The organism is Pseudomonas gorinensis (assembly GCF_042015035.1).
Lineage (GTDB): Bacteria > Pseudomonadota > Gammaproteobacteria > Pseudomonadales > Pseudomonadaceae > Aquipseudomonas > Aquipseudomonas gorinensis.
This window is the reverse complement of record NZ_CP167125.1, coordinates 6,620,708-6,647,147: the sequence shown is the minus strand read 5'-3', so window position 1 is coordinate 6,647,147 and position 26,440 is coordinate 6,620,708. Positions and strand designations below refer to the sequence as shown.

At 60.5% G+C, this 26,440-nt stretch carries 27 protein-coding genes; 17 read left to right on the top strand and 10 right to left on the bottom strand.

Annotated elements, in window-relative coordinates:
• Positions 1 to 132 precede the first annotated feature (132 nt).
• Positions 133 to 1,107: an alpha/beta hydrolase family protein gene (locus AB7933_RS30490; RefSeq protein ID WP_024077711.1), complete on the bottom strand. Its 975-nt coding sequence runs from the start codon at positions 1,105 to 1,107 to the stop codon at positions 133 to 135.
• Positions 1,108 to 1,184: 77 nt separating this feature from the next.
• On the opposite strand from AB7933_RS30490, the gene AB7933_RS30485 reads away from it, so the two are divergent.
• From AB7933_RS30485 to AB7933_RS30420, 14 genes are all read left to right on the top strand, one after another.
• Positions 1,185 to 3,179 (top strand): sensor histidine kinase, encoded by a 1,995-nt coding sequence (locus tag AB7933_RS30485; RefSeq protein ID WP_375156305.1) that lies wholly within the window; start codon positions 1,185 to 1,187, stop codon positions 3,177 to 3,179.
• Between the two features lie 18 nt (positions 3,180 to 3,197).
• Positions 3,198 to 3,827: a response regulator gene (locus tag AB7933_RS30480; RefSeq protein ID WP_024077709.1), complete on the top strand. Its 630-nt coding sequence runs from the start codon at positions 3,198 to 3,200 to the stop codon at positions 3,825 to 3,827.
• A gap of 226 nt (positions 3,828 to 4,053) precedes the next feature.
• On the top strand, positions 4,054 to 5,166 hold the full coding sequence (locus AB7933_RS30475) for an ABC transporter ATP-binding protein (RefSeq protein ID WP_024077708.1): 1,113 nt from the start codon (positions 4,054 to 4,056) through the stop codon (positions 5,164 to 5,166).
• 44 nt (positions 5,167 to 5,210) lie between these two features.
• Entirely contained in the window at positions 5,211 to 6,251 is a 1,041-nt protein-coding gene (locus AB7933_RS30470) for an ABC transporter substrate-binding protein (protein ID WP_024077707.1), read from the top strand.
• 159 nt (positions 6,252 to 6,410) lie between these two features.
• Positions 6,411 to 7,658: an ABC transporter permease gene (locus tag AB7933_RS30465; RefSeq protein ID WP_024077706.1), complete on the top strand. Its 1,248-nt coding sequence runs from the start codon at positions 6,411 to 6,413 to the stop codon at positions 7,656 to 7,658.
• A gap of 12 nt (positions 7,659 to 7,670) precedes the next feature.
• A complete protein-coding gene (locus AB7933_RS30460; RefSeq protein ID WP_024077705.1) occupies positions 7,671 to 8,495 on the top strand; it encodes an ABC transporter permease in 825 nt (274 codons plus the stop codon).
• A 137-nt stretch (positions 8,496 to 8,632) separates the two neighbouring features.
• The gene (locus AB7933_RS30455; protein ID WP_024077704.1) at positions 8,633 to 9,781 is read left to right on the top strand and encodes an iron-containing alcohol dehydrogenase; all 1,149 of its coding nucleotides are present in this window, start codon (positions 8,633 to 8,635) and stop codon (positions 9,779 to 9,781) included.
• A gap of 84 nt (positions 9,782 to 9,865) precedes the next feature.
• Positions 9,866 to 10,540, top strand: coding sequence for a ribulose-phosphate 3-epimerase (gene rpe, locus AB7933_RS30450; protein ID WP_024077703.1), 675 nt, complete (start codon positions 9,866 to 9,868; stop codon positions 10,538 to 10,540).
• The gene (locus AB7933_RS30445; RefSeq protein WP_024077702.1) at positions 10,537 to 11,355 is read left to right on the top strand and encodes a phosphoglycolate phosphatase; all 819 of its coding nucleotides are present in this window, start codon (positions 10,537 to 10,539) and stop codon (positions 11,353 to 11,355) included. Before rpe ends, AB7933_RS30445 begins: the two co-directional genes overlap by 4 nt.
• Before the next feature lie 70 nt (positions 11,356 to 11,425).
• Positions 11,426 to 12,907: an anthranilate synthase component I gene (gene trpE / locus AB7933_RS30440; protein ID WP_024077701.1), complete on the top strand. Its 1,482-nt coding sequence runs from the start codon at positions 11,426 to 11,428 to the stop codon at positions 12,905 to 12,907.
• Positions 12,908 to 12,916: 9 nt separating this feature from the next.
• Positions 12,917 to 13,510: an aminodeoxychorismate/anthranilate synthase component II gene (locus tag AB7933_RS30435; protein WP_024077700.1), complete on the top strand. Its 594-nt coding sequence runs from the start codon at positions 12,917 to 12,919 to the stop codon at positions 13,508 to 13,510.
• A 9-nt stretch (positions 13,511 to 13,519) separates the two neighbouring features.
• On the top strand, positions 13,520 to 14,569 hold the full coding sequence (trpD, locus tag AB7933_RS30430) for an anthranilate phosphoribosyltransferase (protein WP_024077699.1): 1,050 nt from the start codon (positions 13,520 to 13,522) through the stop codon (positions 14,567 to 14,569).
• Entirely contained in the window at positions 14,566 to 15,402 is an 837-nt protein-coding gene (trpC, locus tag AB7933_RS30425; protein ID WP_024077698.1) for an indole-3-glycerol phosphate synthase TrpC, read from the top strand. Before trpD ends, trpC begins: the two co-directional genes overlap by 4 nt.
• Before the next feature lie 142 nt (positions 15,403 to 15,544).
• Positions 15,545 to 16,240, top strand: coding sequence for a lipoate--protein ligase family protein (locus AB7933_RS30420; RefSeq protein ID WP_024077697.1), 696 nt, complete (start codon positions 15,545 to 15,547; stop codon positions 16,238 to 16,240).
• Here AB7933_RS30420 and crp read toward each other — a convergent pair.
• The gene (gene crp / locus AB7933_RS30415) at positions 16,237 to 16,881 is read right to left on the bottom strand and encodes a cAMP-activated global transcriptional regulator CRP (RefSeq protein ID WP_024077696.1); all 645 of its coding nucleotides are present in this window, start codon (positions 16,879 to 16,881) and stop codon (positions 16,237 to 16,239) included. The two genes, AB7933_RS30420 and crp, sit on opposite strands and share 4 nt — an antisense overlap.
• Before the next feature lie 248 nt (positions 16,882 to 17,129).
• On the opposite strand from crp, the gene AB7933_RS30410 reads away from it, so the two are divergent.
• A complete protein-coding gene (locus tag AB7933_RS30410) occupies positions 17,130 to 17,552 on the top strand; it encodes an OsmC family protein (protein WP_005792019.1) in 423 nt (140 codons plus the stop codon).
• A gap of 51 nt (positions 17,553 to 17,603) precedes the next feature.
• Here the strand turns inward: AB7933_RS30410 and coq7 are convergent, their stop codons facing one another.
• The 6 genes from coq7 to hemJ all read right to left on the bottom strand — a co-directional run bounded on the left by coq7 (position 17,604) and on the right by hemJ (position 22,056).
• Entirely contained in the window at positions 17,604 to 18,251 is a 648-nt protein-coding gene (gene coq7, locus AB7933_RS30405) for a 2-polyprenyl-3-methyl-6-methoxy-1,4-benzoquinone monooxygenase (RefSeq protein WP_024077695.1), read from the bottom strand.
• A gap of 118 nt (positions 18,252 to 18,369) precedes the next feature.
• Positions 18,370 to 18,708 carry a histidine triad nucleotide-binding protein gene (locus AB7933_RS30400; RefSeq protein WP_024077694.1) on the bottom strand — a complete coding sequence of 113 codons (339 nt, stop codon included), beginning with the start codon at positions 18,706 to 18,708 and terminating at the stop codon, positions 18,370 to 18,372.
• A gap of 45 nt (positions 18,709 to 18,753) precedes the next feature.
• Positions 18,754 to 19,542: an SDR family NAD(P)-dependent oxidoreductase gene (locus AB7933_RS30395; RefSeq protein ID WP_024077693.1), complete on the bottom strand. Its 789-nt coding sequence runs from the start codon at positions 19,540 to 19,542 to the stop codon at positions 18,754 to 18,756.
• A 63-nt stretch (positions 19,543 to 19,605) separates the two neighbouring features.
• Complete coding sequence (locus AB7933_RS30390) at positions 19,606 to 20,568, bottom strand: DUF805 domain-containing protein (RefSeq protein WP_024077692.1); 963 nt, start codon at positions 20,566 to 20,568, stop codon at positions 19,606 to 19,608.
• A 71-nt stretch (positions 20,569 to 20,639) separates the two neighbouring features.
• Positions 20,640 to 21,602, bottom strand: a complete 963-nt coding sequence (locus tag AB7933_RS30385; RefSeq protein WP_024077691.1) for an NAD(P)H-dependent flavin oxidoreductase — start codon at positions 21,600 to 21,602, stop codon at positions 20,640 to 20,642.
• Positions 21,603 to 21,627: 25 nt separating this feature from the next.
• Positions 21,628 to 22,056: a protoporphyrinogen oxidase HemJ gene (gene hemJ, locus AB7933_RS30380; protein ID WP_024077690.1), complete on the bottom strand. Its 429-nt coding sequence runs from the start codon at positions 22,054 to 22,056 to the stop codon at positions 21,628 to 21,630.
• 136 nt (positions 22,057 to 22,192) lie between these two features.
• On the opposite strand from hemJ, the gene argC reads away from it, so the two are divergent.
• Together argC and erpA are read left to right on the top strand one after the other, a co-directional pair.
• Complete coding sequence (argC, locus tag AB7933_RS30375) at positions 22,193 to 23,227, top strand: N-acetyl-gamma-glutamyl-phosphate reductase (RefSeq protein WP_024077689.1); 1,035 nt, start codon at positions 22,193 to 22,195, stop codon at positions 23,225 to 23,227.
• A gap of 165 nt (positions 23,228 to 23,392) precedes the next feature.
• Positions 23,393 to 23,743: an iron-sulfur cluster insertion protein ErpA gene (gene erpA / locus AB7933_RS30370; RefSeq protein WP_003176443.1), complete on the top strand. Its 351-nt coding sequence runs from the start codon at positions 23,393 to 23,395 to the stop codon at positions 23,741 to 23,743.
• 78 nt (positions 23,744 to 23,821) lie between these two features.
• On the opposite strand, the gene AB7933_RS30365 is transcribed toward erpA, so the two are convergent.
• Positions 23,822 to 24,913: an anhydro-N-acetylmuramic acid kinase gene (locus AB7933_RS30365; RefSeq protein ID WP_024077688.1), complete on the bottom strand. Its 1,092-nt coding sequence runs from the start codon at positions 24,911 to 24,913 to the stop codon at positions 23,822 to 23,824.
• A gap of 3 nt (positions 24,914 to 24,916) precedes the next feature.
• Positions 24,917 to 26,335: a peptidoglycan DD-metalloendopeptidase family protein gene (locus AB7933_RS30360; RefSeq protein WP_024077687.1), complete on the bottom strand. Its 1,419-nt coding sequence runs from the start codon at positions 26,333 to 26,335 to the stop codon at positions 24,917 to 24,919.
• Positions 26,336 to 26,440 lie beyond the last annotated feature (105 nt).

Sequence of the window (26,440 nt, the reverse complement as noted above, 5' to 3'; positions counted from 1 at the left end):
TTGCGGGGGATAACCACAACCCGATGTGGGAGGGGGCTTGCACCCCGATGAGGGAGTGTCAGTAGATGCATCGATGGCTGACCCACCGCAATCGGGGGCAAGCCCCCTCCCACATTGCTGTTGTGCTGATCCTCAGTCGTTGCTGGCCTGCGGGCTCAACCAGCCGCGAATCCGGCGATACAACTGTTCCTGCTCGGCGGCGCTGTTGCCGGGCAGCGTCTTGAGCGACACCTGCTTATAGCTGTCATTCTTCGAACGCTTGGCCGCCTGGCTACGCTCCTGCGCGTTTTTGCGTTCTTGGGCGCTGTCTTGATAAAAGACATCCGCCGTCGGCACTTTCAAGCCTGGGGCCAGTTGTTGCAGGTCCGGCTGGCGAGCTGCCGGGGTCTTGCCGGCGACCATGACCAGCTTTTGCACTTGAGCCGGTTGTTTTTCGCTCAGGTAGCGCGCTGCCCACCAGGCGCCGGTGCCATGCCCGAGCAGTGCAACGCTGCGCGCGCCTTGGGTCTGGGCGAAGGCGACCGCAGCGTCGATGCGGTCGAAGATGCGCTTGGTGTCAGTCTTCTCCTGTTCATCCGCGCCTGGCACCACTGCCGGATCGGTTCCTTCGGCTTCGGCACTGGCGGCCTGTTCAATGGGTTTGGCGGCCGTGCTGCCTTCTTTGCTGCTGGTGTCGACGGTCGCCTTGGGCGCTTCGATCACTCGGGGCGGCAGGGTATCCATGTTGACGTCCGGCAGCGACAGGCTAAGGGTGCCCCAGTTGGCGTCGGGCAATTTACGTCGCAATGGTGCGATTGCTTGCGGCCAGTCAGCACTTTCCCCAGCGCCCGGTACGATAATCACCACACCTTCGGGTTCGGCGCTGTTGGCCGGTTTCCACAAGGCCAGGAATGAATCGCTGCCGGCCTGTAGCTGTTGCTGTTCGGCGCGTGGTATTTGCCGTTCCAGGGCGCTGGCTTCTTCCTGGCTACGCTCAGGCAAGGGTTGGCGTTCAGCCGGTTTTTCGGCTGGTGGCGCAGGCGCATCGGCGGCCTGGACAGAAAAGGCGCTGGTAAATAGCAGCGACAGGCACAATGCTGGCAGTGCCGAACGGTGGAGATGGGGCATCGTTATTTCCCGGCCAGAAGTGATTCCGGCAGCCTAATGGGTTGGTCAGTATTTGTCAGTGATGTGAGACGTGGATCATGGGTTTTCGCTGTCTGCTGGTTATCGGCTGTTTATGCTTTGCCTTGATGGCGGGAGCTGCACCTGCCCCTGTCGTACCGCAAGCGCAGCTCGATGCGCAGCAACGTCAATGGTTGGCCGGCCACCCGGAGTTGCGGGTGGGCCTGGTATTACAGGCACCGTATGCGCAATACGATCGGCGCCTGCAGCGTTTGTCCGGCGCCAATGTCGAGTTGATGCAATGGCTGGCCAAGGCGCTGAATATTGAACTGTTGTGGCGTAACTTCCCGACGCAGGAACAACTGGAAGACGCCGTGCGTGACGGGGAGGTCGATATCGCCCCCGGCTTGCAACAGACCCCGGCCGGTTTGCGCCTGTGGTTGTTCACTGACCCGTACATGCGCGTGCCCCAGCACATTGTCGGTATCCGAGAGGGCGGCGGCGCGGTCGACCTGGAAAAGCTCGACGACCGCTCGCGCGTTGCGGTGCGCATGCCCAGCGCGGTGGCCGATTACCTGCGCAGCACTTATCCCAGCCTCAACCTGCAAGGCGTGCCCATGGAGCGCCAGGCCTTGCAGTTGCTGGTGAGCCAGCAGGCGCGTTATGCCGTGGTGGACGAAGCCCAGTTGAGCCGATTGTCCGGTGAAGCGGAATTCGCCGGGCTGGCCGTGGTGGGGGACATCGGCCTGCCGCAGTTGCTGCGGGTGGCGACCCGCCGCGAATGGCCGGAACTGGCGGGCATCATGCAAAGCGCCCTGCGTGCCATCCCAGCCCGCGATCTCGACCAATTACACACCCGTTGGCTGCAACCCAAGTACCCACGGCTGTCAGAGTCGCCGGGCTTGTGGCAGAACCTCAGCCTGCTGCTGGGCCTGTTGCTGCTCGCCTGCCTGGCGGTGGTGTTTTGGCAGCGGCGTCATCAGCGCGTGCTCGAACACAGTCTGCTGGCCGCCCGCGAGGAAAGTGCAGCGCGCGCCGCGGGTGCCGAAGCGCTGCGGCTGACGCAATTCTCCATCGATCAAAGCACCGTCGGCATCCTCTGGGTCAACTGGGACAGCCATGTGCGCTACGCCAACCGCGCGGCCGAAACCATGCTGGGCTATGGTCCCGGCGCCTTGATCGAGCGACCCTTGGTTGATTTTGACCCGAGCCTGGACATGGACCGCTGGCTGAACCTGTGGAAACGCGCACGCGCCAGCGAAGAGGGGCCGCAGAACTTCGCCACCGATTGCTTGCGTGCCGATGGCAGTGTCTTGCCCGTCGATGTGTCCTTGAGCTTCCTGCGTTTTGCCGAGGGCGAATACCTGGTGGTCTACCTCAATGACGTCACCGAACGACGCCGCTATGTGGCCGCGCTGCTGCAAAGTGAAGCGCAATTGCGTGAACTGTCGGCCCACCTGGAAACCGTGCGCGAAGAAGAAAAGGCCCGTATCGCCCGCGAAGTGCATGACGAGCTCGGACAAATGCTCACGGTGCTGAAGCTGGAAACCTTGATGTGCGAGCTGGCCTACGCGCAACTCGACCCAGGGTTGAATGAGCGGCTCAACAGCATGAAGCGCCTGATCGCCCAGTTGTTCCAGCTGGTTCGCGATGTGGCCACGGCGCTACGCCCGCCGATTCTCGATGCGGGGATTGCCTCTGCCATCGAGTGGCAGGCGCGGCGCTTCGAAGCGCGCACGCAGATCCCGTGCCTGGTGCAGGTTCCGGAAAACCTGCCGCTGCTGAGCGATGCCAAGGCTATTGGCCTGTTTCGCATTCTCCAGGAGGCGCTGACCAATGTGATGCGCCATGCCCAGGCGCATACTGTGGAGCTGACCTTGACGGTGGAAGGCAAACACCTGCGGCTGACTATCAGCGACGATGGTGTCGGCTTCGTCCAGGCCCAGGGGCGGCCGGTGTCGTTTGGCCTGGTTGGCATGCGCGAACGGGTGTTGATCATGGGCGGGCAATTGACCCTGGACAGCGAGTTGGGAGAGGGCACGACCCTGAGTGTCACGGTGCCGTTGGATGCATAACGATAAGAGGAAACCCCTGTGATCCGTGTACTGGTAGCCGAAGACCACACCATCGTGCGTGAAGGCATCAAGCAATTGATCGGCCTGGCCAAAGACCTGCTGGTGGTGGGCGAGGCAAGCAATGGCGAGCAATTGCTGGAGACCTTGCGTCATGTGCCTTGCGAAGTGGTGCTGCTGGACATCTCCATGCCCGGGGTCAATGGGCTGGAGGCCATCGCGCGCATTCGTGCACTGAACAACCCGCCGGCGATCCTGGTGCTATCGATGCACGATGAAGCGCAAATGGCCGCCCGTGCCTTGAAGGTGGGGGCGGCCGGTTATGCCACCAAGGACAGCGACCCGGCACTGCTGTTGATGGCGATTCGCAAGGTCGCGGCCGGTGGTCGTTATATTGACCCGGACCTGGCGGACCGTATGGTATTCGAGGTCGGCCTGACCGATTCGCGGCCCTTGCACTCATTGCTCTCGGAGCGCGAGTTCTCGGTATTCGAACGCCTGGCCCAGGGCGCCAACGTCAATGATATTGCCCAGCAGTTGGCGCTGAGCAGCAAGACCATCAGCACCCACAAGGCGCGCTTGATGCAAAAGCTCAATATCACCTCCCTGGCCGAACTGGTGAAGTACGCCATGGAGCACAAGCTCCTGTAGCGACATATCTATTTGCGACACCCCGCAAACCGGCACGGCCCCCATTCTCGCCGCTTGCGGCGCTCCACCTGGCGCGGCACTGTCCAGTACACGCCATGGGTGTAGGGCGTTCCCTACCCCCAACCGTCCATCCTGCTGATGTGATTCTCTCCTGGCCCCCGATTTCCGGGGCCTCGCCCCTGGACTACGCTTGTGCCACAGCAGTCCAAAATACAAAGGTGCGGGTATGAGCGAGGTGGATTCAAATGATGTGCTGGTCAGCTTTCGTGGCGTGCAGAAGAGCTACGACGGCGAGAACCTGATCGTCAAAGACCTCAACCTGGAGATTCGCAAGGGCGAGTTCCTCACCTTGCTCGGGCCATCCGGTTCAGGCAAGACCACCAGCCTGATGATGCTGGCGGGTTTCGAAACGCCGACCGCCGGTGAAATCCAGCTGGCCGGGCGCTCGATCAACAACGTGCCGCCGCACAAGCGCGATATCGGCATGGTGTTCCAGAACTACGCGTTGTTCCCGCACATGACGGTGGCCGAGAATCTGGCGTTCCCTCTGTCGGTACGTGGTTTGAGCAAGACCGATATCAGCGAGCGGGTCAAACGCGTGCTGAGCATGGTCCAGCTCGACGCCTTCGCCCAGCGCTATCCGGCGCAACTCTCCGGCGGCCAGCAACAGCGCGTGGCGTTGGCCCGGGCGCTGGTGTTCGAACCGCAACTGGTGCTGATGGACGAACCCCTCGGCGCCCTCGACAAGCAATTGCGCGAACACATGCAGATGGAGATCAAGCACCTGCACCAGCGCCTCGGCGTGACGGTGGTGTACGTGACCCACGACCAGGGCGAAGCCTTGACCATGTCGGACCGGGTGGCGGTGTTCCACCAGGGCGAGATCCAGCAGATCGCCGCGCCGCGCACCTTGTATGAAGAACCGAAGAACACCTTCGTCGCCAACTTTATCGGCGAAAACAACCGCCTCAATGGTCGCTTGCATAGCCACAGCGGCGACCGCTGCGTGGTGGAGCTGGCGCGGGGCGAGAAAGTCGAGGCGCTGGCGGTGAATGTCGGCCAGGTCGGCGGCCCGGTAACGCTGTCGGTACGACCTGAGCGCGTCAGCCTCAATGGCTCCAGTGAAAGCTGCATCAACCGTTTCTCGGGGCGAGTGGCGGAATTCATTTACCTGGGCGACCACGTGCGCGTGCGTCTGGAAGTCTGCGGCATGAGCGATTTTTTTGTGAAACAACCGATCGCCGAGCTGGACCCGGCCCTGGCGGTCGGCGACGTGGTACCGATTGGCTGGCAAGTCGAGCACGTTCGCGCACTCGACCCACTTCTAGAGGCGAAATAATCGCCCCCATGGCTTCACCAACCCTGCACGTGGAGAGAACAACAATGTTGAGATCCCTGAAATATTCCGTCCTGGCTTTGAGCTTGATGGGCGCGACACAGGCCATGGCAGGCCCGGACCTGACGGTCGTGTCCTTCGGTGGCGCGAACAAGGCTGCACAGGTCAAGGCCTTCTATGCACCGTGGGAAAGCGCGGGCAACGGCAAGATCGTCGCCGGTGAATACAACGGTGAAATGGCCAAGGTCAAGGCCATGGTTGACACCAAGAGCGTGTCCTGGGACTTGGTGGAAGTAGAGTCGCCGGAACTGTCCCGTGGTTGCGACGAGGACATGTTCGAGCCGCTGGACCCGAAATTGTTCGGCAACACCGCGGATTACGTGAAGGGCGCGATCCAGCCTTGTGGCGTGGGCTTCTTCGTGTGGTCCACGGTGCTGGCCTACAACGCCGACAAGCTGACCAGCGCGCCGACCAGTTGGGCGGATTTCTGGGACACCAAGAAATTCCCAGGCAAGCGCGGTCTGCGTAAGGGGGCCAAGTACACCCTCGAATTCGCCTTGATGGCTGACGGCGTCGCGCCGAAGGATGTCTACAAAGTACTGGCCGGCAAAGATGGCCAGGACCGTGCGTTCAAGAAGCTAGATGAACTCAAGCCGTCGATCCAATGGTGGGAAGCCGGCGCACAACCGCCGCAGTACCTCGCCTCGGGTGACGTGGTGATGAGCTCGGCCTACAACGGCCGTATCGCGGCCGTACAGAAAGAGAGCAACCTCAAAGTGGTCTGGAACGGCGGCATCTACGACTTCGATGCCTGGGCCATTCCAAAAGGCCTGGCCAAGGATCGCGCAGACGCGGCGAAGAAATTCATCGCCTTCTCCGTGCAGCCGCAGCAGCAGAAGATCTACTCGGAAAACATCGCCTACGGCCCGGCCAACACCCAAGCCGTACCGTTGCTGGCCAAGGATGTGTTGAAAGACATGCCGACTACGCCAGAGAACATCGCCAACCAGGTGCAGATCGATGTGAGCTTCTGGGCGGATAACGGCGAGCAGTTGGAGCAGCGCTTCAACTCCTGGGCTGCCAAGTAACACCGCATAACCCTGTGGGAGGGGGGCTTGCCCCCGATGACGGCGGCCCAGTCGATACCTGTGTTGACTGAAACTCTGCCATCGGGGGCTAGCCCCCCTCCCACAAGGGATTTCCCGCGTGTGAAAGATTGCATTCATTTTCAAGTTTCGGAGTCAGCCATGGCCATCGCCGTTCCCTCGAACGAGGTCAACAGCCCCACCCTCAAGCAGCGCCTGGCGCGTGCCGAACGGCTCAATCGCTGGAAGGCCCAGGCCTTGATTGCACCGCTGGTGCTGTTTTTGCTGCTGGTGTTCCTGGTGCCGATCGTTGCGCTGCTCTACAAAAGCGTGGGTAACCCTGAAGTGGTGGGCGGTTTGCCGCGCACCGTGGTGGCGGTGAAGACCTGGGACGGTCGTGGCCTGCCGGGCGAGCCGGTGTACCAGGCGCTGAGCGAAGACCTGGGCGAAGCCCGCAAAAACCAGACCCTGGGCGATCTGTCGAAACGTTTGAACATGGAATTGGCCGGCTACCGCAGCCTGCTGACCAAAACCGCACGGGCGCTGCCGTTTACCGAAGCCCCGGCCTCTTATAAAGAAGCGTTGGAAAGCCTCGATGAACGCTGGGGCGACCCGGCGTACTGGCAGGCGATCCGGCGTAATACCAGCAGCCTGACCCCCTACTACCTGCTGGCGGCCGTCGATCATCGCATCGATGACCTCGGCGAAGTGGCCCCGGCCACCCCCGACCAGGCGATCTACCTGGATATTTTCGCCCGTACCTTCTGGATGGGCCTGGTGATCACTTTCGTCTGCCTGCTGCTGGCCTATCCACTGGCGTACTTGCTGGCCAACCTGCCGGCGCGCAAAAGTAACCTGCTGATGATCCTGGTACTGCTGCCGTTCTGGACCTCGATCCTGGTGCGGGTGGCGGCGTGGATTGTGTTGCTGCAGTCCGGCGGCTTGATCAACAGCGCACTGATGGGCATGGGGCTGATCGATAAACCCATGGAACTGGTGTTCAACCGCACCGGGGTCTACATCTCCATGGTGCATATCCTGCTGCCGTTCATGATCTTGCCGATCTACAGCGTGATGAAGGGTATTTCACCGACTTATATGCGTGCGGCCATTTCCCTAGGCTGCCACCCGTTCACCAGCTTCTGGCGCGTCTACTTCCCGCAAACCTATGCCGGTGTGGGGGCGGGTTGCCTGCTGGTGTTCATCCTGGCGATTGGTTACTACATCACCCCGGCGCTGCTGGGCAGCCCGAACGACCAGATGGTCAGCTACTTCGTGGCCTTCTATACCAACACCAGTATCAACTGGGGCATGGCGACGGCGTTGGGTGGCTTACTGCTGCTGGCGACCGTGCTGCTGTACCTGATCTACAACCGGCTGGTGGGCGCCAGTCGCCTGCGCCTGAGCTGAGGAGACCTTGCGATGCTGAGCCCTTATATGTCACCGGTGGAACGGGTGTGGTTCTACAGCTTGCGGATACTCTGCGGCCTGATCCTGCTGTTCCTGATCCTGCCCGTGCTGGTGATCATCCCGCTGTCGTTCAACAGCGGCAGTTTCCTGGTGTACCCGTTGCAAGGCTTCTCGCTGCACTGGTACCAGGACTTTTTCGCCTCGGCGGAATGGATGCGCGCGCTGAAGAACAGCATCATCGTCGCGCCGGCGGCCACCGTGCTGGCCATGGTGTTCGGCACCCTGGCGGCGATTGGCCTGACCCGCGGGCATTTTCCCGGCAAGGCGCTGGTGATGGCCCTGGTGATTTCGCCGATGGTGGTGCCGGTGGTGATCATCGGTGTAGCGAGTTACCTGTTCTTTGCGCCGCTGGGCCTGGGTAACAGCTTCTTTTCGTTGATCGTGGTGCACGCCGTGTTGGGCGTGCCCTTTGTGATCATCACCGTGTCGGCGACGCTGCAGGGTTTCAACCATAACCTGGTGCGGGCGGCTGCCAGCCTGGGGGCTTCGCCGCTGACCGCGTTTCGTCGGGTGACCTTGCCACTGATCGCGCCGGGAGTGATTTCCGGAGCGCTGTTTGCCTTCGCGACGTCGTTCGATGAAGTGGTGGTGACGCTGTTCCTGGCCGGCCCGGAGCAGGCGACCTTGCCTCGGCAGATGTTCAGCGGTATCCGTGAGAACCTCAGCCCGACGATTGCCGCCGCGGCGACCTTGCTGATTGCGTTCTCGGTGTTGCTGTTGCTGACCCTGGAATGGCTGCGCGGGCGTAGCGAGAAGTTGCGCACCGCACAGGTCTGAAGCCCACGCAGATCACAGTGTGGGAGGGGGAAAGCCCCTCCCGCATGGGACTGTGACCATTCAGCAGTTGAATGGAAGACAACCTGTTTCGATCAGTTACTCTTGTGCTAGCCCACAATCGACAAGAGGCCGCGCACATGAGTACTTCCTCATTCAAGATCGCCCACAAACTACTGACCGGTGCTGGCGCCATCGAGCAACTGGCTACAGAGCTCACGCGGCTGGATATCGACAACCCGCTGATCGTCACCGACGCCGCGCTGGTCAAGTCGGGCACCGTGGCCCTGGCGATTGAGCATTTGGGCGATCGCACCTACGAAATCTTCGACCGCGTGCTGCCCGACCCGGAAGTCGCCATCGTCGAAGATTGCATGCGCGTGTACCGCGAGGGCGGCCATGACGGCTTGATCGGCCTGGGCGGCGGCAGTGCGATCGATATCGCCAAGAGCGTGGCGGCGTACGCGGGTTACCACGGCGCCCTGGCGGACTTGTTCGGGGTCGACCAGGTGCCGCGCAAGGGGCCGCCGCTGATCGCCATTCCCACCACGGCCGGTACCGGTTCTGAAGTGACCAATGTGGCGATTCTTTCCGACAAGGTCGCGCAATTGAAAAAAGGCATCGTCAGCGACTTCCTGTTGCCGGATGTCGCGCTGATCAGCCCGCAAATGACCCTGACCTGCCCACGCAGCGTCACCGCCGCCAGTGGCGTGGATGCACTGGTGCATGCGATTGAGGCCTACCTGTCGCTGAATGCCTCGCCGATCACCGATGCGCTGGCCATTGGCGCAATCAAGCTGATCGCCAAGGCGCTGCCCAAGGCCTACGCGAACCCGGCCAACCTGCAGGCCCGCGACGATATGGCCACCGCCAGCCTGATGGCCGGGATGGCATTCGGGAATGCCGGTGTGGGCGCGGTGCATGCGCTGGCGTACCCGTTGGGCGGGCGCTTCAACATCGCCCACGGCGTGAGTAATGCGCTGTTGCTGCCGTATGTGATGCATTGGAACAAGCTGGCGTGTGTCGAGCGCATGCAGGACATCGCCGTGGCCATGGGCGTGAACGTCAGCGGCCTGAGTGTCAACGATGCCGCCGACCAGGCGGTCGATGCGATGACGCGACTGTGTGCCGCAGTGGAGATCCCGTCGGGCCTGCGCAGTTTTGGGGTTCCCGAGGACGCAATCCCGGCCATGGCCTGCGAAGCGGCGGGCATTGAGCGGCTGATGCGCAATAATCCGCGCAAGCTCAGCCCGGCGGATATCGAGAAAATCTATCGAGCGGCCTATTAGCCGTTGAGTTAGGTCACGGTGCGCAGGGCAAAGCATGAGGTATACAATGCGCGCCATCGTGATTTAGCTCAAAAAAGGTGCGTCATGCAGCCCTTCGTTATCGCTCCATCGATTCTCTCTGCCGATTTCGCCCGCCTGGGTGAAGAAGTGGACAAGGTGTTGGCCGCCGGTGCCGACTTCGTGCACTTCGATGTCATGGACAACCACTACGTGCCCAACCTGACCATCGGGCCGATGGTCTGCGCCGCGTTGCGCAAGTACGGGATCACCGCGCCGATCGATGCGCACCTGATGGTCAGCCCGGTGGACCGTATCATCGGTGACTTCGTTGACGCCGGAGCAACCTACATCACCTTCCACCCGGAAGCTTCGCTGCATGTCGATCGCACCCTGCAACTGATCCGCGAGGGCGGCTGCAAGGCGGGCCTGGTGTTCAACCCGGCCACCCCGCTGGATGTGCTCAAGTACGTGATGGACAAGGTCGACATGGTCTTGCTGATGAGCGTCAACCCAGGCTTCGGCGGGCAGAAGTTCATTCCTGGCACCCTCGACAAGCTGCGCGAAGCCCGTGCGCTGATCGATGCCTCGGGCCGTGACATCCGCCTGGAAATCGACGGCGGGGTCAACGTCAACAATATTCGCGAAATCGCCGCCGCCGGTGCCGATACCTTCGTGGCCGGCTCGGCGATCTTCAATGCCCCGGATTATCAGGAAGTGATCGCCAAGATGCGTGCCGAACTGGCGCTGGCGCGTCCATGAGCGGCTTTGAGCAGTTATTCCCCGGCAAACTGCCACGGCTGGTGATGTTCGATCTGGACGGTACGTTGATCGATTCGGTGCCCGACCTGGCGGCGGCGGTGGACGAGATGCTGCTCAAGCTGGGGCGCAAGCCGGTGGGGATCGACTCGGTGCGTGAATGGGTCGGCAACGGTGCGCAGATGCTGGTGCGCCGGGCCCTGGCCAATCATATCGACGCCGAAGGTGTGGATGATGTCGAGGCCGAGCATGCACTGGAGTTGTTCAACACTGCCTATGAGGACGGTCACGAACTCACGGTGGTATACCCCGGCGTGCGCGACACGCTCAAATGGCTGAGCAAGCAGGGCGTGGAAATGGCCCTGATCACCAACAAGCCGGAGCGCTTCGTCGCGCCGTTGCTGGACCAGATGAAAATCGGCCGGTATTTCCGCTGGATCATCGGTGGCGATACCTTGCCGCAGAAGAAACCCGACCCGGCGGCGCTGTTTTTTGTGATGAAAATGGCCAATATCCCGGCGTCGCAGTCGTTGTTTGTCGGCGATTCGCGCAGTGATGTGCTGGCGGCAAAAGCGGCGGGGGTGCAGTGCGTGGCCTTGAGTTACGGCTACAACCATGGTCGGCCGATCGCCGAAGAGTCGCCGTCGTTGGTGATTGATGACCTGCGACTGCTAATCCCCGGTTGCTTGGGAGCTGGCGCTGAGATAACGTTGCCCGATACCGATCCGTCCCCTTCTGGAAATTCCATCGTGGTGGTCACTCGCAAACTCTGGATGAAAGTTATCAAGGCCCTGGCCCGCTGGCGTTGGCGCGCCTGACTGATCCTGGCCGCGCCCTGCGGCACGTTTGCATACCTGACTGTTAGACCCTCATGCCACGAGGCACACCATGATCCGCGAAGAATTCCTGCGTTTGGCCGCTGCCGGCTATAACCGTATTCCCCTGGCCTGCGAAACCCTGGCCGACTTCGACACACCGCTGTCGATCTACCTGAAGCTGGCCGACGAGCCCAACTCCTACCTGCTGGAGTCGGTACAGGGCGGCGAGAAGTGGGGCCGTTACTCGATCATCGGCCTGCCGTGCCGCACCGTACTGCGGGTGCATGACCATCATGTGAGCATTACCCATGATGGCGTCGAGATCGAAAGCCACGATGTCGAAGACCCGCTGGCCTTCGTCGAAACCTTCAAGGCGCGCTACAACGTGCCGACCATCCCTGGCCTGCCACGTTTCAATGGCGGCCTGGTGGGGTATTTCGGCTACGACTGTGTTCGTTATGTGGAAAAACGCCTGGGCAAATGCCCGAATCCGGACCCATTGGGCGTGCCGGACATTCTGCTGATGGTCTCCGATGCGGTGGTGGTGTTCGATAACCTCGCCGGCAAGATGCATGCGATCGTGCTCGCCGACCCATCCCAGGCCAACGCTTTCGAGCAGGGCCTGGCCAGCCTCGAAGCCTTGCTGGAAAAACTGCGCCAGCCGATCACCCCGCGTCGCGGCCTGGACCTCAGCCGTCCACCGGCGGCCGACCCGGTGTTCCGCTCCAGCTTTACCCAGGATGATTACGAACGCGCCGTCGATACCATCAAGGAATACATCCTCGCCGGTGACTGCATGCAGGTGGTGCCGTCGCAACGCATGTCCATCGACTTCAAGGCCGCGCCGATCGATCTGTACCGAGCGCTGCGCTGCTTCAACCCGACGCCTTACATGTATTTCTTCAACTTCGGTGACTTCCACGTGGTGGGCAGTTCGCCAGAAGTGCTGGTGCGTGTTGAAGACAACCTGATCACCGTGCGCCCGATCGCCGGTACACGCCCGCGTGGCGCGACCGAAGAAGCGGATTTGGCGCTCGAGGAAGACCTGCTCAGCGACGACAAGGAAATCGCCGAACACCTGATGCTGATCGACCTGGGCCGCAACGACACGGGGCGTGTCTCGGAAATCGGTTCGGTGAAGCTCACCGAGAAAATGGTCATCGAGCGTTATTCCAACGTGATGCATATCGTCTCCAACGTCACCGGGGAATTGAAAGCCGGCTTGACCGCGATGGACGCGCTGCGGGCGATTTTGCCGGCCGGTACCTTGTCGGGCGCGCCGAAGATTCGTGCGATGGAAATCATCGATGAGCTGGAACCGGTCAAGCGTGGCGTCTACGGTGGCGCCGTGGGGTATTTCGCCTGGAACGGCAACATGGACACCGCCATCGCGATTCGCACGGCCGTGATCAAGGACGGGGAGCTGCATGTGCAGGCCGGTGGCGGGATTGTCGCCGACTCGGTGCCGGCCCTCGAATGGGAAGAAACCCTGAACAAGCGCCGTGCGATGTTCCGCGCCGTAGCGCTGGCTGAACAGACCCCCAATTCTTGAGGTTTCCCCATGTTACTGATGATTGATAACTACGACTCCTTTACCTACAACGTTGTGCAGTACCTGGGGGAGTTGGGTGCCGAGGTCAAAGTGGTTCGCAATGACGAACTGACCGTGGCCGAAATCGCCGCCCTGAACCCGGAGCGCATTGTGGTTTCGCCGGGCCCCTGCACGCCGACCGAGGCGGGTATTTCCCTCGAAGCCATCAAGTACTTCGCCGGCAAGCTGCCAATCCTGGGCGTATGCCTGGGCCATCAGTCCATCGGCCAGGCCTTTGGTGGTGACGTGGTGCGTGCGCGGCAGGTGATGCATGGCAAGACCAGCCCGGTGTTCCATAAAGACCTGGGCGTATTCCAGGCACTCAACAACCCGGTGACCGTGACCCGCTACCACTCGCTGGTGGTCAAGCGCGAAACCCTGCCAGAATGCCTGGAACTGACCGCCTGGACCCAACTGGAAGACGGCTCCGTCGACGAGATCATGGGCCTGCGCCACAAGACACTGAACATCGAAGGGGTGCAGTTTCACCCTGAGTCGATCCTGACCGAGCAGGGCTACGAGCTGTTCGCCAACTTTCTCAAGCAGAGCGGCGGCACGCGCTAAGGACTTTCCATGGATATCAAGACTGCCCTGAGCCGTATCGTCGGCCATCTGGACCTGAGCACCGCTGAAATGAGCGATGTGATGCGCGAAATCATGACCGGTCAATGCACCGACGCGCAGATCGGCGCCTTCATGATGGCGATGCGCATGAAGAGCGAGAGCATCGACGAAATCGTCGGCGCGGTATCGGTGATGCGCGAGCTGGCGGACAAGGTCGCGCTCAAGACCCTCGACGGTGTTGTCGATGTGGTCGGTACCGGCGGCGACGGTGCGAATATTTTCAACGTGTCGACGGCGGCTTCCTTTGTGGTCGCGGCGGCTGGCTGCACCGTGGCCAAGCACGGTAACCGTGCGGTATCGGGCAAAAGCGGTAGTGCCGACTTGCTGGAAGCGGCCGGCATCTACCTGAACCTGACGCCGGTACAAGTGGCACGCTGCATCGATAACGTCGGCATCGGCTTTATGTTTGCCCAGTCCCACCATGGGGCGATGAAACATGCGGCCGGCCCGCGCAAGGACATTGGCCTGCGTACCCTGTTCAACATGCTCGGCCCGCTTACGAATCCGGCCGGTGTGAAGCACCAGGTGGTGGGCGTGTTCAGCCAGGCGCTGTGCCGTCCATTGGCTGAAGTATTGCAACGCCTGGGCAGCAAGCATGTGCTGGTGGTGCATTCCAAGGATGGCCTGGACGAATTCAGCCTGGCGGCCCCGACCTTTGTGGCCGAACTGAAGAACGACCAGGTCACCGAATATTGGGTCGAGCCCGAAGACCTGGGCATGAAAAGCCAGAGCCTGCATGGCCTGGCGGTGGAAAGCCCGGCAGCCTCGCTGGAACTGATTCGCGATGCCTTGGGGCGTCGCAAGACCGAGAACGGCCAAAAAGCTGCAGAAATGATTGTTTTGAATGCTGGCGCGGCACTTTACGCGGCGGACCATGCCTATAGTCTTAAGGAGGGTGTGGCCTTGGCCCACGATGCGCTGCACACCGGTCTGGCTCGTGAAAAGCTCGAAGAGCTGGGAGCATTCACCGCAGTATTCAAGATGGAGAATGAAGGATGAGTGTCCCGACCGTTCTGGAAAAAATCCTGGCCCGCAAAGCTGAAGAAGTCGCCGTGCGCCGCGCACGCGTGAGCCTGGCCGAGCTGGAAAGCCAGGCGAAGGTCGCTGACGCACCGCGTGGTTTTGCCAACGCCTTGATCGCCCAGTCCAAGCAGAAGCAACCGGCGGTTATCGCTGAAATCAAGAAAGCCTCGCCGAGCAAAGGCGTCATCCGCGAAAACTTCGTACCGGCCGACATCGCCGTCAGCTACGAGAAGGGCGGGGCGACCTGTCTGTCCGTGCTCACCGATATCGACTTTTTCCAGGGCTCCGACGAGTTCTTGAAGCAAGCCCGTGCTGCGTGCAAGCTGCCGGTGATCCGCAAGGATTTCATGATCGACCCGTACCAGATTGTCGAAGCCCGAGCCCTGGGTGCTGACTGCGTGCTGCTGATCGTCTCCGCGCTGGACGACGTGAAGATGGCCGAGTTGGCGGCCGTGGCCAAAAGCGTTGGCCTGGATGTGCTGGTGGAAGTGCACGACGGCGATGAGTTGGAACGTGCACTCAAGACCCTCGACACACCGTTGGTGGGCGTTAACAACCGTAACCTGCACACTTTTGAAGTCAGCCTTGAAAACACCCTCGACCTGCTGCCGCGTATTCCACGCGACCGCCTGGTGATCACCGAGAGTGGCATCGTTAACCGCGCCGACGTGGAGCTGATGGAAATCAGCGGTGTGTACTCGTTCCTGGTGGGTGAGACCTTTATGCGTGCCGAGAACCCGGGGGCGGAACTGCAGCGTCTGTTCTTCCCGGAGCGTGGCGTGGCGGTCAGCGGTTCCACTCTCGATTGATTTGAAATGCGATCAACGTGTGGGAGGGGGCTTGCCCCCGATGGCGACGGTTCAGTTGGAGCATTCTTGACTGACACACCGCCATCGGGGCAAGCCCCCTCCCACATTTGGGTTTGTGTTTATTCAGATAGGTAGGTGCCCGTTGATCCAGCCAGTGTCGATGCTTGTTGAAGCAGGCCTTGCCGCCGAGCAAGCCTTGTTGACCACCGTTTGCGCGGGTGAGCAGGAGTTTGGCCTGCTGTTCTGGCAGCCCAGTGATCAAGCCTTGGTGATGCCCCGACGTTTGAGTCGGCTGCCGGCGTTCGAAGCCGCCAGCCAAGTCTCAGCCGACGCCGGTTGGCCAGTGTTGCTGCGCGAAACCGGCGGCGAGCCGGTGCCGCAGTCCAACGCTACGGTCAATATCGCGCTGGTCTACGCGCCGCCACGCAGCGAAAGCGATCAGGCACGCATCGAAACCGGTTACCTGCGTTTATGTCAGCCGATCTGCGATTTACTCATTGAATTGGGCGGCGATGCCTCCGTCGGAGAAATCGACGGTGCGTTCTGCGACGGTCGTTACAACGTCAACCTCAATGGGCGCAAGATGGTCGGTACTGCCCAGCGCTGGCGGCAAAGTGGTGGTCGCCCGGTGGGGTTGGTGCACGGTGCCTTGTTGCTGGAGAATGACCGCGATGAACTGATTGCGGCGGTCAATCTTTTCAATGAAGCCTGCGGTCTTGAACAGCGGGTGCGTGCCGACAGCCATATCGCGCTGCACGAAGCTTTCCCCGCGCCGGATGCGATCAGCCGGTTGGACACCTTGTATCGCCAGATGCTGGCCAGCTTCCTGCCGGGTTAACGGGTGCCGAACACCACCATCGTCTTGCCTTTGACGTGCACCAGGTTGCGTTCTTCCAGGTCCTTGAGCACGCGACCGACCATTTCCCGTGAACACCCGACAATGCGCCCGATCTCCTGGCGCGTGACTTTGATTTGCATGCCATCGGGGTGGGTCATGGCGTCAGGTTGTTTGCACAGCTCCAGCAGGCAGCGGGCTACCCGACCGGTGACGTCAAAGAACGCCAGGTCGCCGACCTTGCGTGTGGTGTCGCGCAGGCGTTGGGCAATCTGGCCGCTCAAGGCGTAGAGAATATCGGGGTCCTGCTGGGCCAATTCGCGAAATTTCGCGTAACTGATTTCGGCCACTTCGCATTCGATCTTGGTCCGTACCCAGGCGCTGCGTTCCTGCTCTTTGCCGGCTTGTTCAAACAGCCCCAGTTCGCCAAAGAAATCCCCGGTATTGAGGTAGGCGATGATCATTTCGCGGCCGTCTTCATCCTCGATCAGGATAGTGACCGAGCCCTTGATGATGAAGAACAGTGTTTCGGAACGCTCGCCTGCGCAGATGATGTTGTGCTTGGCCGGGTGACGTCGGCGCTGGCAGTGCATCAACAGCTTGTCGAGATTCTTGATCTTGGGTATGGGAGTAAGAGCAACCATGGTTCTATCCCGAAAAGGCGGCGCGAGGTGATTTGGAGTTGTTGTATTCAGCGGTATCGGCATTGATACACGTTGTATGAAGGGTGGCAATACGCCATCGATTTAGCGCCAGCTTAACAGACGCTTTCTGACTCGATTAGCGAATTTACCGAGCGCGGCCGGTTGTTGATCCGCTTTCATGGGAAACGCTGTGGTTGCAAGCCCCTGTGCTAAGCTGGCGACCCTTTTTTAGCAGTGGAGTCTGGGCGATGAAGGCACGCATCCAATGGGCGGGCGAAGCCATGTTCCTCGGTGAGTCGGGCAGTGGCCATGTCGTGGTCATGGACGGCCCACCGGAAGCCGGTGGCCGTAACCTGGGCGTACGCCCCATGGAAATGCTCCTGCTTGGCGTGGGCGGTTGCAGTAATTTCGACGTGGTCAGCATCCTGAAAAAGTCCCGCCAGGCCGTTGAAAGCTGTGAAGCCTTCCTGGAAGCCGAACGCGCCACTGAAGACCCGAAGGTTTTTACCAAGATCCATATGCATTTTGTGGTCAAGGGGCGGGCGTTGAAGGAGGCTCAGGTCAAGCGAGCCATTGAACTGTCGGCCGAGAAGTACTGCTCGGCATCGATCATGCTCGGTGCTGCCGGCGTGGCCATCACTCATGATTACGAAATCATCGAGTTGGGCTGATCGCCGTAACGGCAAAAAGAAGGGCGCTTTGAAAGCGCCCTTTTTTTCGGCCTAGATTCGGTAGGTGCTTTTGGTCATGACCTTGGCCAGCAGGCTCATGCCAAACCTCACCGGCGCGGGGAAGCGGAAGCCACCGGCATCCAGGGCACTTTGCGCATGGTGTTCTTCATCGGTGCGCATTTGCTCAAGAATCGCTCGGGATTTTTCGTCTTCGGCCGGCAGTTGTTCCAAGTGCTCATCAAGGTGCTTGCAAACTTGATGTTCTGTCGCTGCGACAAAACCGAGGCTGACTTTATCGCTGATCAGGCCGGCGGCAGCGCCAATTCCGAACGACAGGCCATAAAACAGCGGGTTCAGTACGCTGGGGTGGCTACCGAGTTGGCGAATACGTTGCTCGCACCAGGCCAGGTGGTCGATTTCCTCCTCGGCCGCATGCTCCATGGCTGCGCGCACTTGCGGCAGCTTGGCAGTCAGGGCCTGGCCCTGGTACAGCGCCTGGGCACAGACTTCACCGGTATGGTTGATGCGCATCAGGCCGGCGACGTGGCGGGTGTCGGTCTCGCTCATCTGCGCATCGGGTTGCACGATGGCCGGCGACGGGCGGTACGGTGCGCCGCTGAAGGGCAACAGTGTGCGCATGGCCGTATCGGCTTGCAGCAACAGACGGTCAATCGGCGAGTAGTGACGTTGGGTAGTCATGCTGACCTCCGGGAAGAATCTCGGCGGCCAGTTTACCGCAAGAGAGGGCGAAGCGTTTGCGTTGAGTCAAGGGCATGGGGTCGCACGCGCTGGGCTGCGACCCTTCGATCGTGGGGTATCAGCCCGGCGGCCAGTTCATCTGGCGCTGACCCAGTACGTGCATATGGATGTGGTAAACGGTCTGTCCACCTTCTTCATTGCAGTTCATCACTACCCGGAAACCTTTCTCGCAGCCCAGTTCCAAGGCCAGGCGCTGGGCGGTAAACAGAATATGGCCAGCCAGGGCTTTGTCGTCTTCGCCCAGGTCATTCAGGGTGCGGATGGGTTTCTTCGGGATTACCAGGAAATGTACCGGCGCCTGTGGGGCGATATCGTGGAAGGCGAGGACCTGGTCATCTTCGTAGATGATCTTCGCGGGTATTTCTCTGTTGATGATTTTGGTGAACAGAGTATCCACAGCTGTTTCTCCATATGAATGTGCAGGGTGAGTGTACTCAGGCGGTCAGCGTGGGCAATAGGCCTTGTTGATCGCGCCGGCAATCTTGCGGGTCAGCCAGCGCGGGCTGAAGCGCGGGCTGAAGGCCAGCCAGCGGTTGCGCCGTCCGGGAATGATGATGGCTTTGTTCTTTTCCAGTGCGCGTACGGTGTAGAGGGCCACTTCTTCCGGGCTCATCAGCTGCTGGCTGCGATCGAGCTTGGCAGTGTCCATTTGCGCGGTGCCGAAGAACGCCGTGCGTGTCGGGCCGGGGCATAACACCGAGACCTTGATGCCACAGGTCTTCAATTCTTCGCGCAAACCTTCGGAAAAATGCAGCACATACGCCTTGCTGGCGTAATAGCTGCTCATCCACGGGCCGGGCTGGAACGCCGCAACCGAGGCGACATTGAGTATCTGCCCGCCGCCTTGCAACGCCATGGCATTGCCAAGGGCGTGACACATGCGCGTCAGTGCGAGGATGTTGACTTCGATCAGGTCCTGCTCGGTCATCCAGTCCTGGGCCAGGAACGGTCCGCTGGTGCCGATGCCGGCGCAGTTAACCAGCAAGTCGATCTGCCGTTCGCCTTCTTCAAGTTCCAGCAGGAACCCGGACAAGCGCAGTGGCTCGCCCAGGTCGCAGGCACGAAACAGCACCTCGACGCCAAAGCGTTGAGTCAATTCGATTGCAATGCTTTCCAACTGATCACGCTGGCGGGCCACCAGAATCAAGCTGCGGCCGCGACGGGCCAGTGCTTCGGCCAAGGCCAGGCCGATGCCGCTGGAGGCGCCGGTGATCAGAGCGTAACGGGTCATGCCTTTCTCCATCGCAACGCCGCCGAGCCTGTGACAGAGGCATCACAGGCGGCGGGCGTTTCTTCACTGTTCTGGAGAGTCTACAGGTTCGGCCGCTTCGTCAGCACTTTGCACGTCTTCTTCATCGACGATCACGCTTTGATCGGCGTCGTCATCGGAGGTGAGGGAACTGCTTTCGTAGCTGCTGTCCACGTTGGCTTCGAGCTGGTTCAGGTAGCCATTCATCCCCAGGGTCACCACGACGATGAGCACCAATGGGATAAACGCCAGCCATAGGGAGGCCAGCACTTTCACCGCCGTGGAGTTGCGCGGAGGTGGCGCGCCGTACTGGTTGGCGCCGGCGTTACCGGGCAGTACCAACAGCAGAAGCGGGAAGACGCTGTTCACCAGCGGAACCAGGTTCAGCAGGTACAACCAGCCGGACCAGCCCAGGTCGTGCAGGCGTTGCACGCCGATTTGCACGCTCACGACGACAAGCGCAACAAACAGCGCAAACCCCAGCAGCGAGCCGAGAATAACGGCGATCGTTGGCGAAGCGGTCGCGATCGCGAAGCCCACGGTACTGAGGATGCCTGCTGCTACGAGCATCGCAACCGTCAGCACCAGCGTCCAGGCCAGGTAGCGCAGACGGCCGATGCGCCCATTGATGGTGAAGACCTTGAGGCTGGAATACTCCGGCAAGTCATCACCTACGGCAGCGCGTGGTGGAGCGTAGGGCGAAGCGGCAGGTCGGGAGAAGTCCGTAGCGCCCGAATCCGTCTCGTGAGTTTCAGCCAAGCTGAAGGCTACAGGCTGCTCGGCTTCGATGCGCGCATCGATGCCGGCGTTGTGCAGTGCAGTCAGGTAGGTTTCTGCGTCAGGCCGGGAAAGGTCGCGTTTCAACGCAACCGGGCGGCCGGTAAAAAGCTTCTCGATGGCCTCGACGTCGCTTTTGAACAGCTCGGCGAGGTTGAGTTTTGCCGTGGTGCTTTCGACACCTGGGAGCAAGGCTCCGTCAAACACGATCTTGAAACGGTTGTCGCTCATGCAGGCATCCTTGTCACTTAATCAGGGAGGGTGGGGCAAGCCTGCTTCGATTGGCAGGCCTGACAATTGGGTCAGCGTGGCCAGCGCAGTTGTGCCGCCTGCTCGCGCGCCTTGCGGTATTCGGCATCCAGGCGGGCAACGAGTTCATCGACGCTGGGTAAATCATCAATATCTCCGACGCCCTGGCCGGCGGACCACACGGTTTTCCAGGCCTTGGCCTCATCGCTCAACGGCTTGAGCTTGGAACCGAAGTTGACTTCGCCTTTGCCTTGCAGGGCAGCGAGGTCGAAACCGGCATTTTCCAGGCTCTGGCGCATAAAGCTGGCGGGGACGCCCGAGACCGCAGGAGTGTGCACGATGTCGGCGGCGCGCGCTGTGAGCAGCATCTCTTTATAAGCATCCGGGGCGTGGCTTTCGGTCGTGCCGATAAAGCGTGTGCCGAAATAGGCCAGGTCGGCCCCCAGCACCTGGGCGGCAAGAATTTCGTGCCCGTGGTTGAGGCAACCTGCCAGCAACAGGGTTTTATCGAAGAACTGGCGGATTTCGGCGATCAGGGCGAACGGGCTCCAGGTCCCGGCATGGCCCCCGGCGCCCGCAGCGACTGCGATCAAACCATCGACACCGGCCTCCGCGGCTTTCTCCGCATGGCGCCGCGTGGTGACATCGTGAAAGACCAGGCCGCCGTAGCTGTGCACGGCATCCACCAGTTCCTTCACGGCGCCCAGGCTGGTGATCACGATCGGGACCTTGTGTTCCACGCAGATCGCCAAGTCAGCCTGCAACCGTGGGTTGCTGTTGTGCACGATAAGGTTCACGGCGTAGGGCGCGGGGTTGTCCAACGGAGCCAGGCCCGCTTCGATTTCCTCCAGCCAGGCCTTGAAACCACTGCTTTCACGCTGGTTGAGCGCCGGGAAACTCCCGACCACTCCGTTGCGACAGCACGCCAGGACCAGTTGCGGGTTGGAAATCAGGAACATCGGCGCAGCCACCACGGGCAGGCGAAGACGTTGTTCAAGCAGAGCGGGCAGCGACATTGGAGGTACCCCGAGTCATTAGAAGTTAGAACGGTTTGACCACGACCAAAATTACGATAGCCAGCAATATCAGAACCGGGACTTCATTGAACCAGCGATAAAAGACATGGCTGCGGGTGTTTTCGCCACGGGCAAAGCGCTTTACCTGCGCGCCGCACATATGGTGATAGCCGATAAGGAGCACGACCAGGGTCAGCTTGGCATGGATCCAGGCACCCATCTGGAAGATGGCGGGGTTGAGCGCGATCAGCCAGATGCCGAACACAAGGGTGGCGACCATCGCGGGCCCCATGATGCCGCGATACAGCTTGCGCTCCATGACACTGAAGCGTTCCTTGCTGACCGTATCCTCGCTTTGCGCGTGGTAGACGAACAGGCGCGGCAGGTAGAACAGCCCGGCAAACCAGCACACGATGGCGACGATATGGAAGGCTTTGACCCATAGATAAAGCATTTTTAGTTATTCCCAGGTTCACGGTAGCTGAAGATAGTAGTGGCTCATGCGTCCTTACGTCACCTTGGCGGTTGTCGCAGAACGATGCGGCCCCTATTATCGACGGCTTTCCAGTGGGTTCGTTGAGGGCAGGTTTATGGTCAAGGTCGGTATCGTCGGCGGCACGGGTTACACCGGTGTCGAATTGCTGCGTCTGTTGGCTCAGCATCCGCAGGCAGAGGTGGTGGTCATCACTTCCCGATCCGAGGCCGGCCTGGCTGTGGCCGATATGTACCCCAACCTGCGAGGCCACTATGACGGCCTGGCGTTCAGCGTGCCGGACATCAAGACCCTGGGGGCCTGTGACGTAGTGTTCTTTGCTACGCCTCACGGTGTCGCCCATGCCCTGGCCGGTGAATTACTGGCGGCGGGCACCAAGGTCATCGACCTGTCGGCGGATTTCCGTCTGCAGGACGCCGATGAGTGGGCCAAATGGTACGGCCAGCCGCACGGTGCGCCAGAACTGCTGGAAGAGGCGGTGTACGGCCTGCCGGAAGTCAATCGCGAGCAGATCAAGCAGGCGCGCCTGATCGCCGTGCCGGGTTGCTATCCGACTGCGACCCAACTGGGCTTCCTGCCATTGCTGGAAGCAGGCTTGGCCGATGCTTCGCGTCTGATCGCGGACTGCAAGTCAGGTGTCAGCGGTGCAGGCCGGGGTGCGGCGGTAGGTTCGCTGTATTCCGAGACGTCGGAAAGCATGAAGGCCTATGCGGTCAAGGGGCATCGCCACTTGCCGGAGATCCGCCAGGGGTTGCGTCGTGCCGCGGGCAAGGAGGTGGGCTTGACCTTCGTTCCGCATTTGACGCCGATGATCCGTGGTATTCACTCCACGCTGTACGCGACTGTCGTCGATCGCTCGGTGGATCTGCAGGCATTGTTTGAGAAACGTTATGCCAACGAGCCGTTCGTCGATGTAATGCCGGCTGGCAGTCACCCGGAAACTCGCAGCGTGCGCGGCGCCAATGTGTGCCGTATCGCGGTGCATCGTCCGCAGGATGGCGACTTGGTGGTAGTACTGTCCGTGATCGATAATCTGGTCAAAGGTGCGTCGGGCCAGGCTGTACAGAACATGAACATCCTGTTCGGCCTGGATGAGAAGCTGGGCCTGTCCCATGCGGGCATGCTGCCGTAAGGTTTCCCCGTTATTGCGCAAAAGGCCCGATCATCGGGCCTTTTGTGTTTTTAATGGCGGCTACGCAGATTGATATACCGTAACAATAGTTGACCGCTTTTCTAGGAGAAGCGGATAATACCGGCCATTACGCATATGGCGGCGCTACGCCGGGAGATTATCAGCATGAGCGTTGAATCCTTCACCCCCACGGCTTTGCAATTCACCCACGGTGCTGCGCACAAGGTGAAGAGCCTGGTCGATGAAGAGGGTAATGATCGCTTGAAGCTGCGCGTATTCGTTACGGGCGGCGGTTGTTCAGGGTTTCAGTACGGTTTTACCTTCGATGAAGATGTGGCCGATGACGATACCATCGTCGAGCGCGAGGGCGTCAGCCTGGTCGTAGACCCTATGAGTTTCCAATACCTGGCAGGTGCCGAGGTGGATTATCAGGAAGGTCTCGAGGGGTCGCGTTTCGTGATAAAGAACCCTAACGCCACCACCACCTGTGGTTGCGGGTCTTCGTTCTCGATCTGATCGATGGCGGATACAAAAACGCCGCTTGGCTTTGATCGGCCAAGCGGCGTTTTGCTGTCTGCAGATCCTGGAGGGCTGTCAGGCGGGGTAGATCGCGCCCAGTACCCGAAGACCGCGTGCGCCGGTGACGCTGGGGCGGTTGGCAGCAATGCCTTCCAGGCAGCAATGGGCCAGCCAGGCAAAGGCCATGGCTTCTACCCAATCAGGATCTACGCCGTAGGTGGCGGTGCTGCTGACTTGGGTCGCCGGCAGTAGCGCGGCCAGGCGGCTCATCAACGTAACGTTATGGGCGCCGCCGCCACAGACCAGTAGGGTTTCGGTCTGGTGTTGTGCGGTTTGCAGGGATTTGACGATGGTCAGGGCGGTCAGCTCCAGCAGCGTGGCTTGTACGTCCTGGGGAGCAAATGCTGGCAAACCCGCCAGATGTCGTTGCAGCCACTCGCGATTGAACACTTCGCGTCCGGTGCTTTTTGGGCCCTGTGTGACAAAGAAGGGGTCGCTGAGCAGGGTGTTGAGTAACTGCGATTCGACTTTACCGCCGGCCGCCCACCGGCCGTCACGATCAAAGTGCTCGCCGCGCTGCTGGTGAATCCAGGTGTCCAGCAGAACGTTGCCCGGGCCGCAGTCGAAGCCGGCTACAGGCTTGCCGGTCTCGATCAGGCTAAGGTTGCTGAAACCGCCGATATTCAGGACGGCGTGATTGCCGGTTCGTTCCCCAAACAACGCTTCATGAAAGGCGGGTACCAATGGCGCGCCCTGGCCACCAGCGGCCACGTCGCGGCTGCGGAAGTCGCTGACCACAGTGATGCCTGTCAGCTCTGTGAGCAGGGCAGGGTTACCGATCTGTACGGTAAAGCCTCGGGTGGGTTCATGGCGGATGGTTTGCCCGTGGCTACCGATCGCGCGAATGTCTTGGGGCTTGAGAGCTTGCTGCTCCAGTAAGGCATGAATGCCTTGGGCAGCCACTGTCACCCAATGCTGCTGGGCAATTGCCGAGCGAGCGATTTCATCTGGGCCGCTGGCGCACAGGCTGAGCAGCTCGGCGCGCAGGCTGCCTGGCATGGGGATGTAGTGAGTGGCGATCAGCTTGATCGCCGAGCTTTGTTCGATCAGGGCTATATCCAGACCGTCGAGGCTGGTGCCAGACATCACCCCTATATAGAGCGCCATGTCTTAACGCTTCGCCGAAGCCAGCAGGGTGGAGCGCTCCTGATCCATGCGCGCCATCAGCGGCTGGCTCTGTTGCATGAAGCGCGCACGCTCGGCCTTGGCGATGGGGTCGGCCATGGGTAGCTTTTGGCCCAATGGATCGACGTGTACGCCATTGACTTGGAACTCATAATGCAAGTGCGGTCCGGTAGACAGGCCGGTAGTGCCGATATAACCAATCACCTGGCCTTGCTTCACGGTGCCGCCCGTCTGCACGCCCTTGGCGAACCCTTGCATGTGGCCATAAAGGGTACGGTAGGTGTTGCCGTGCTGGATGATCACGGTATTGCCGTAGCCTCCGCGACGACCGGCCAGCAGCACCTTGCCGTCACCGGCGGCCTTGATTGGCGTACCACGAGGGGCGGCATAGTCGACGCCTTTGTGGGCGCGGATTTTGTTCAGAATTGGATGCTTGCGGCCCATGGAGAATCGCGAGCTAATACGAGCGAAGTCGACAGGCGTGCGGATAAACGCCTTACGCATGCTGTTGCCATCGGCGGTGTAGTAGCTGCTGTTGCCTTGCTTGTTGGTGTAGCGAACTGCGGTATAGGTCTTGCCGCGGTTGGTGAAGCGTGCGGAGAGAATATTGCCGGTGCCGACCACTTTACCGTTGGCGACCTTCTGCTCGTAGATCACGTCGAATTCATCGCCTTGGCGGATGTCCTGGGCGAAGTCGATGTCGTATCCAAATACACTGGCCATGTCCATGGTCATGCTATGGGACAGGCCGGCGCGTGCAGCGGACTGCGACAAGGAGCTGTTGATCACGCCGTGTACATAAGCAGAGCGCATCACCGGCTTGGTGGTGACACGATTGAAGGCAAAGCCCTTGGCACCCTTGGTCAGGGTGATGCTTTCGAGGTCGCTGATGTTGCTGTGCAGGTTATTCAACTGGCCATCTGGGGTCAGTTCGAACTCAAGCTTCTGCCCGTGCTTGAGTTGGGTGAATTGCTTGGCCTGTTTGTCACTGGCCAGTACTTCATTAACCGTGGCGGCGGGCAGGCCGACCTTTTCGAACAGGGTCGACAACGTATCGCCTTTTGCGACGATGACTTCGCGGTGTTGCGGATTCTTGGCGACATCTGCTGCCGGGGCAGGTGCTGGTTTAGCTGCTTGCTGGGTGTCTTCTGGGCTGCTTTCTATCTGGGCGAACGGTGATTCAGTAGCGGTAGTTGTGGCTTGCTGTGCGTCGGAAGCGTCTTGATCTTGTGTCAGTTGCTCAACCGGGCTTTCCAGGTCAAGGCTCAGGGATGTTCGTTTGGCCTCTACATCACTGGAAGGGAATACCAGGAGCGCCAGGCTGAGAAGGGCGGCGATACCACTTGCTGCGAGCAGGTGGGTCTTCGGGTAAAGCGGCGGCGCTTTAGACGGTTCAGTGGTCATAGGTAATTTTGACTTTGAAGATGAAATGGAAAAGATGAATGACATGATGAAGATGAAATAACTGTATAAAATATAACCAAATCATCTGTGGTGCAAGCTCGCGAA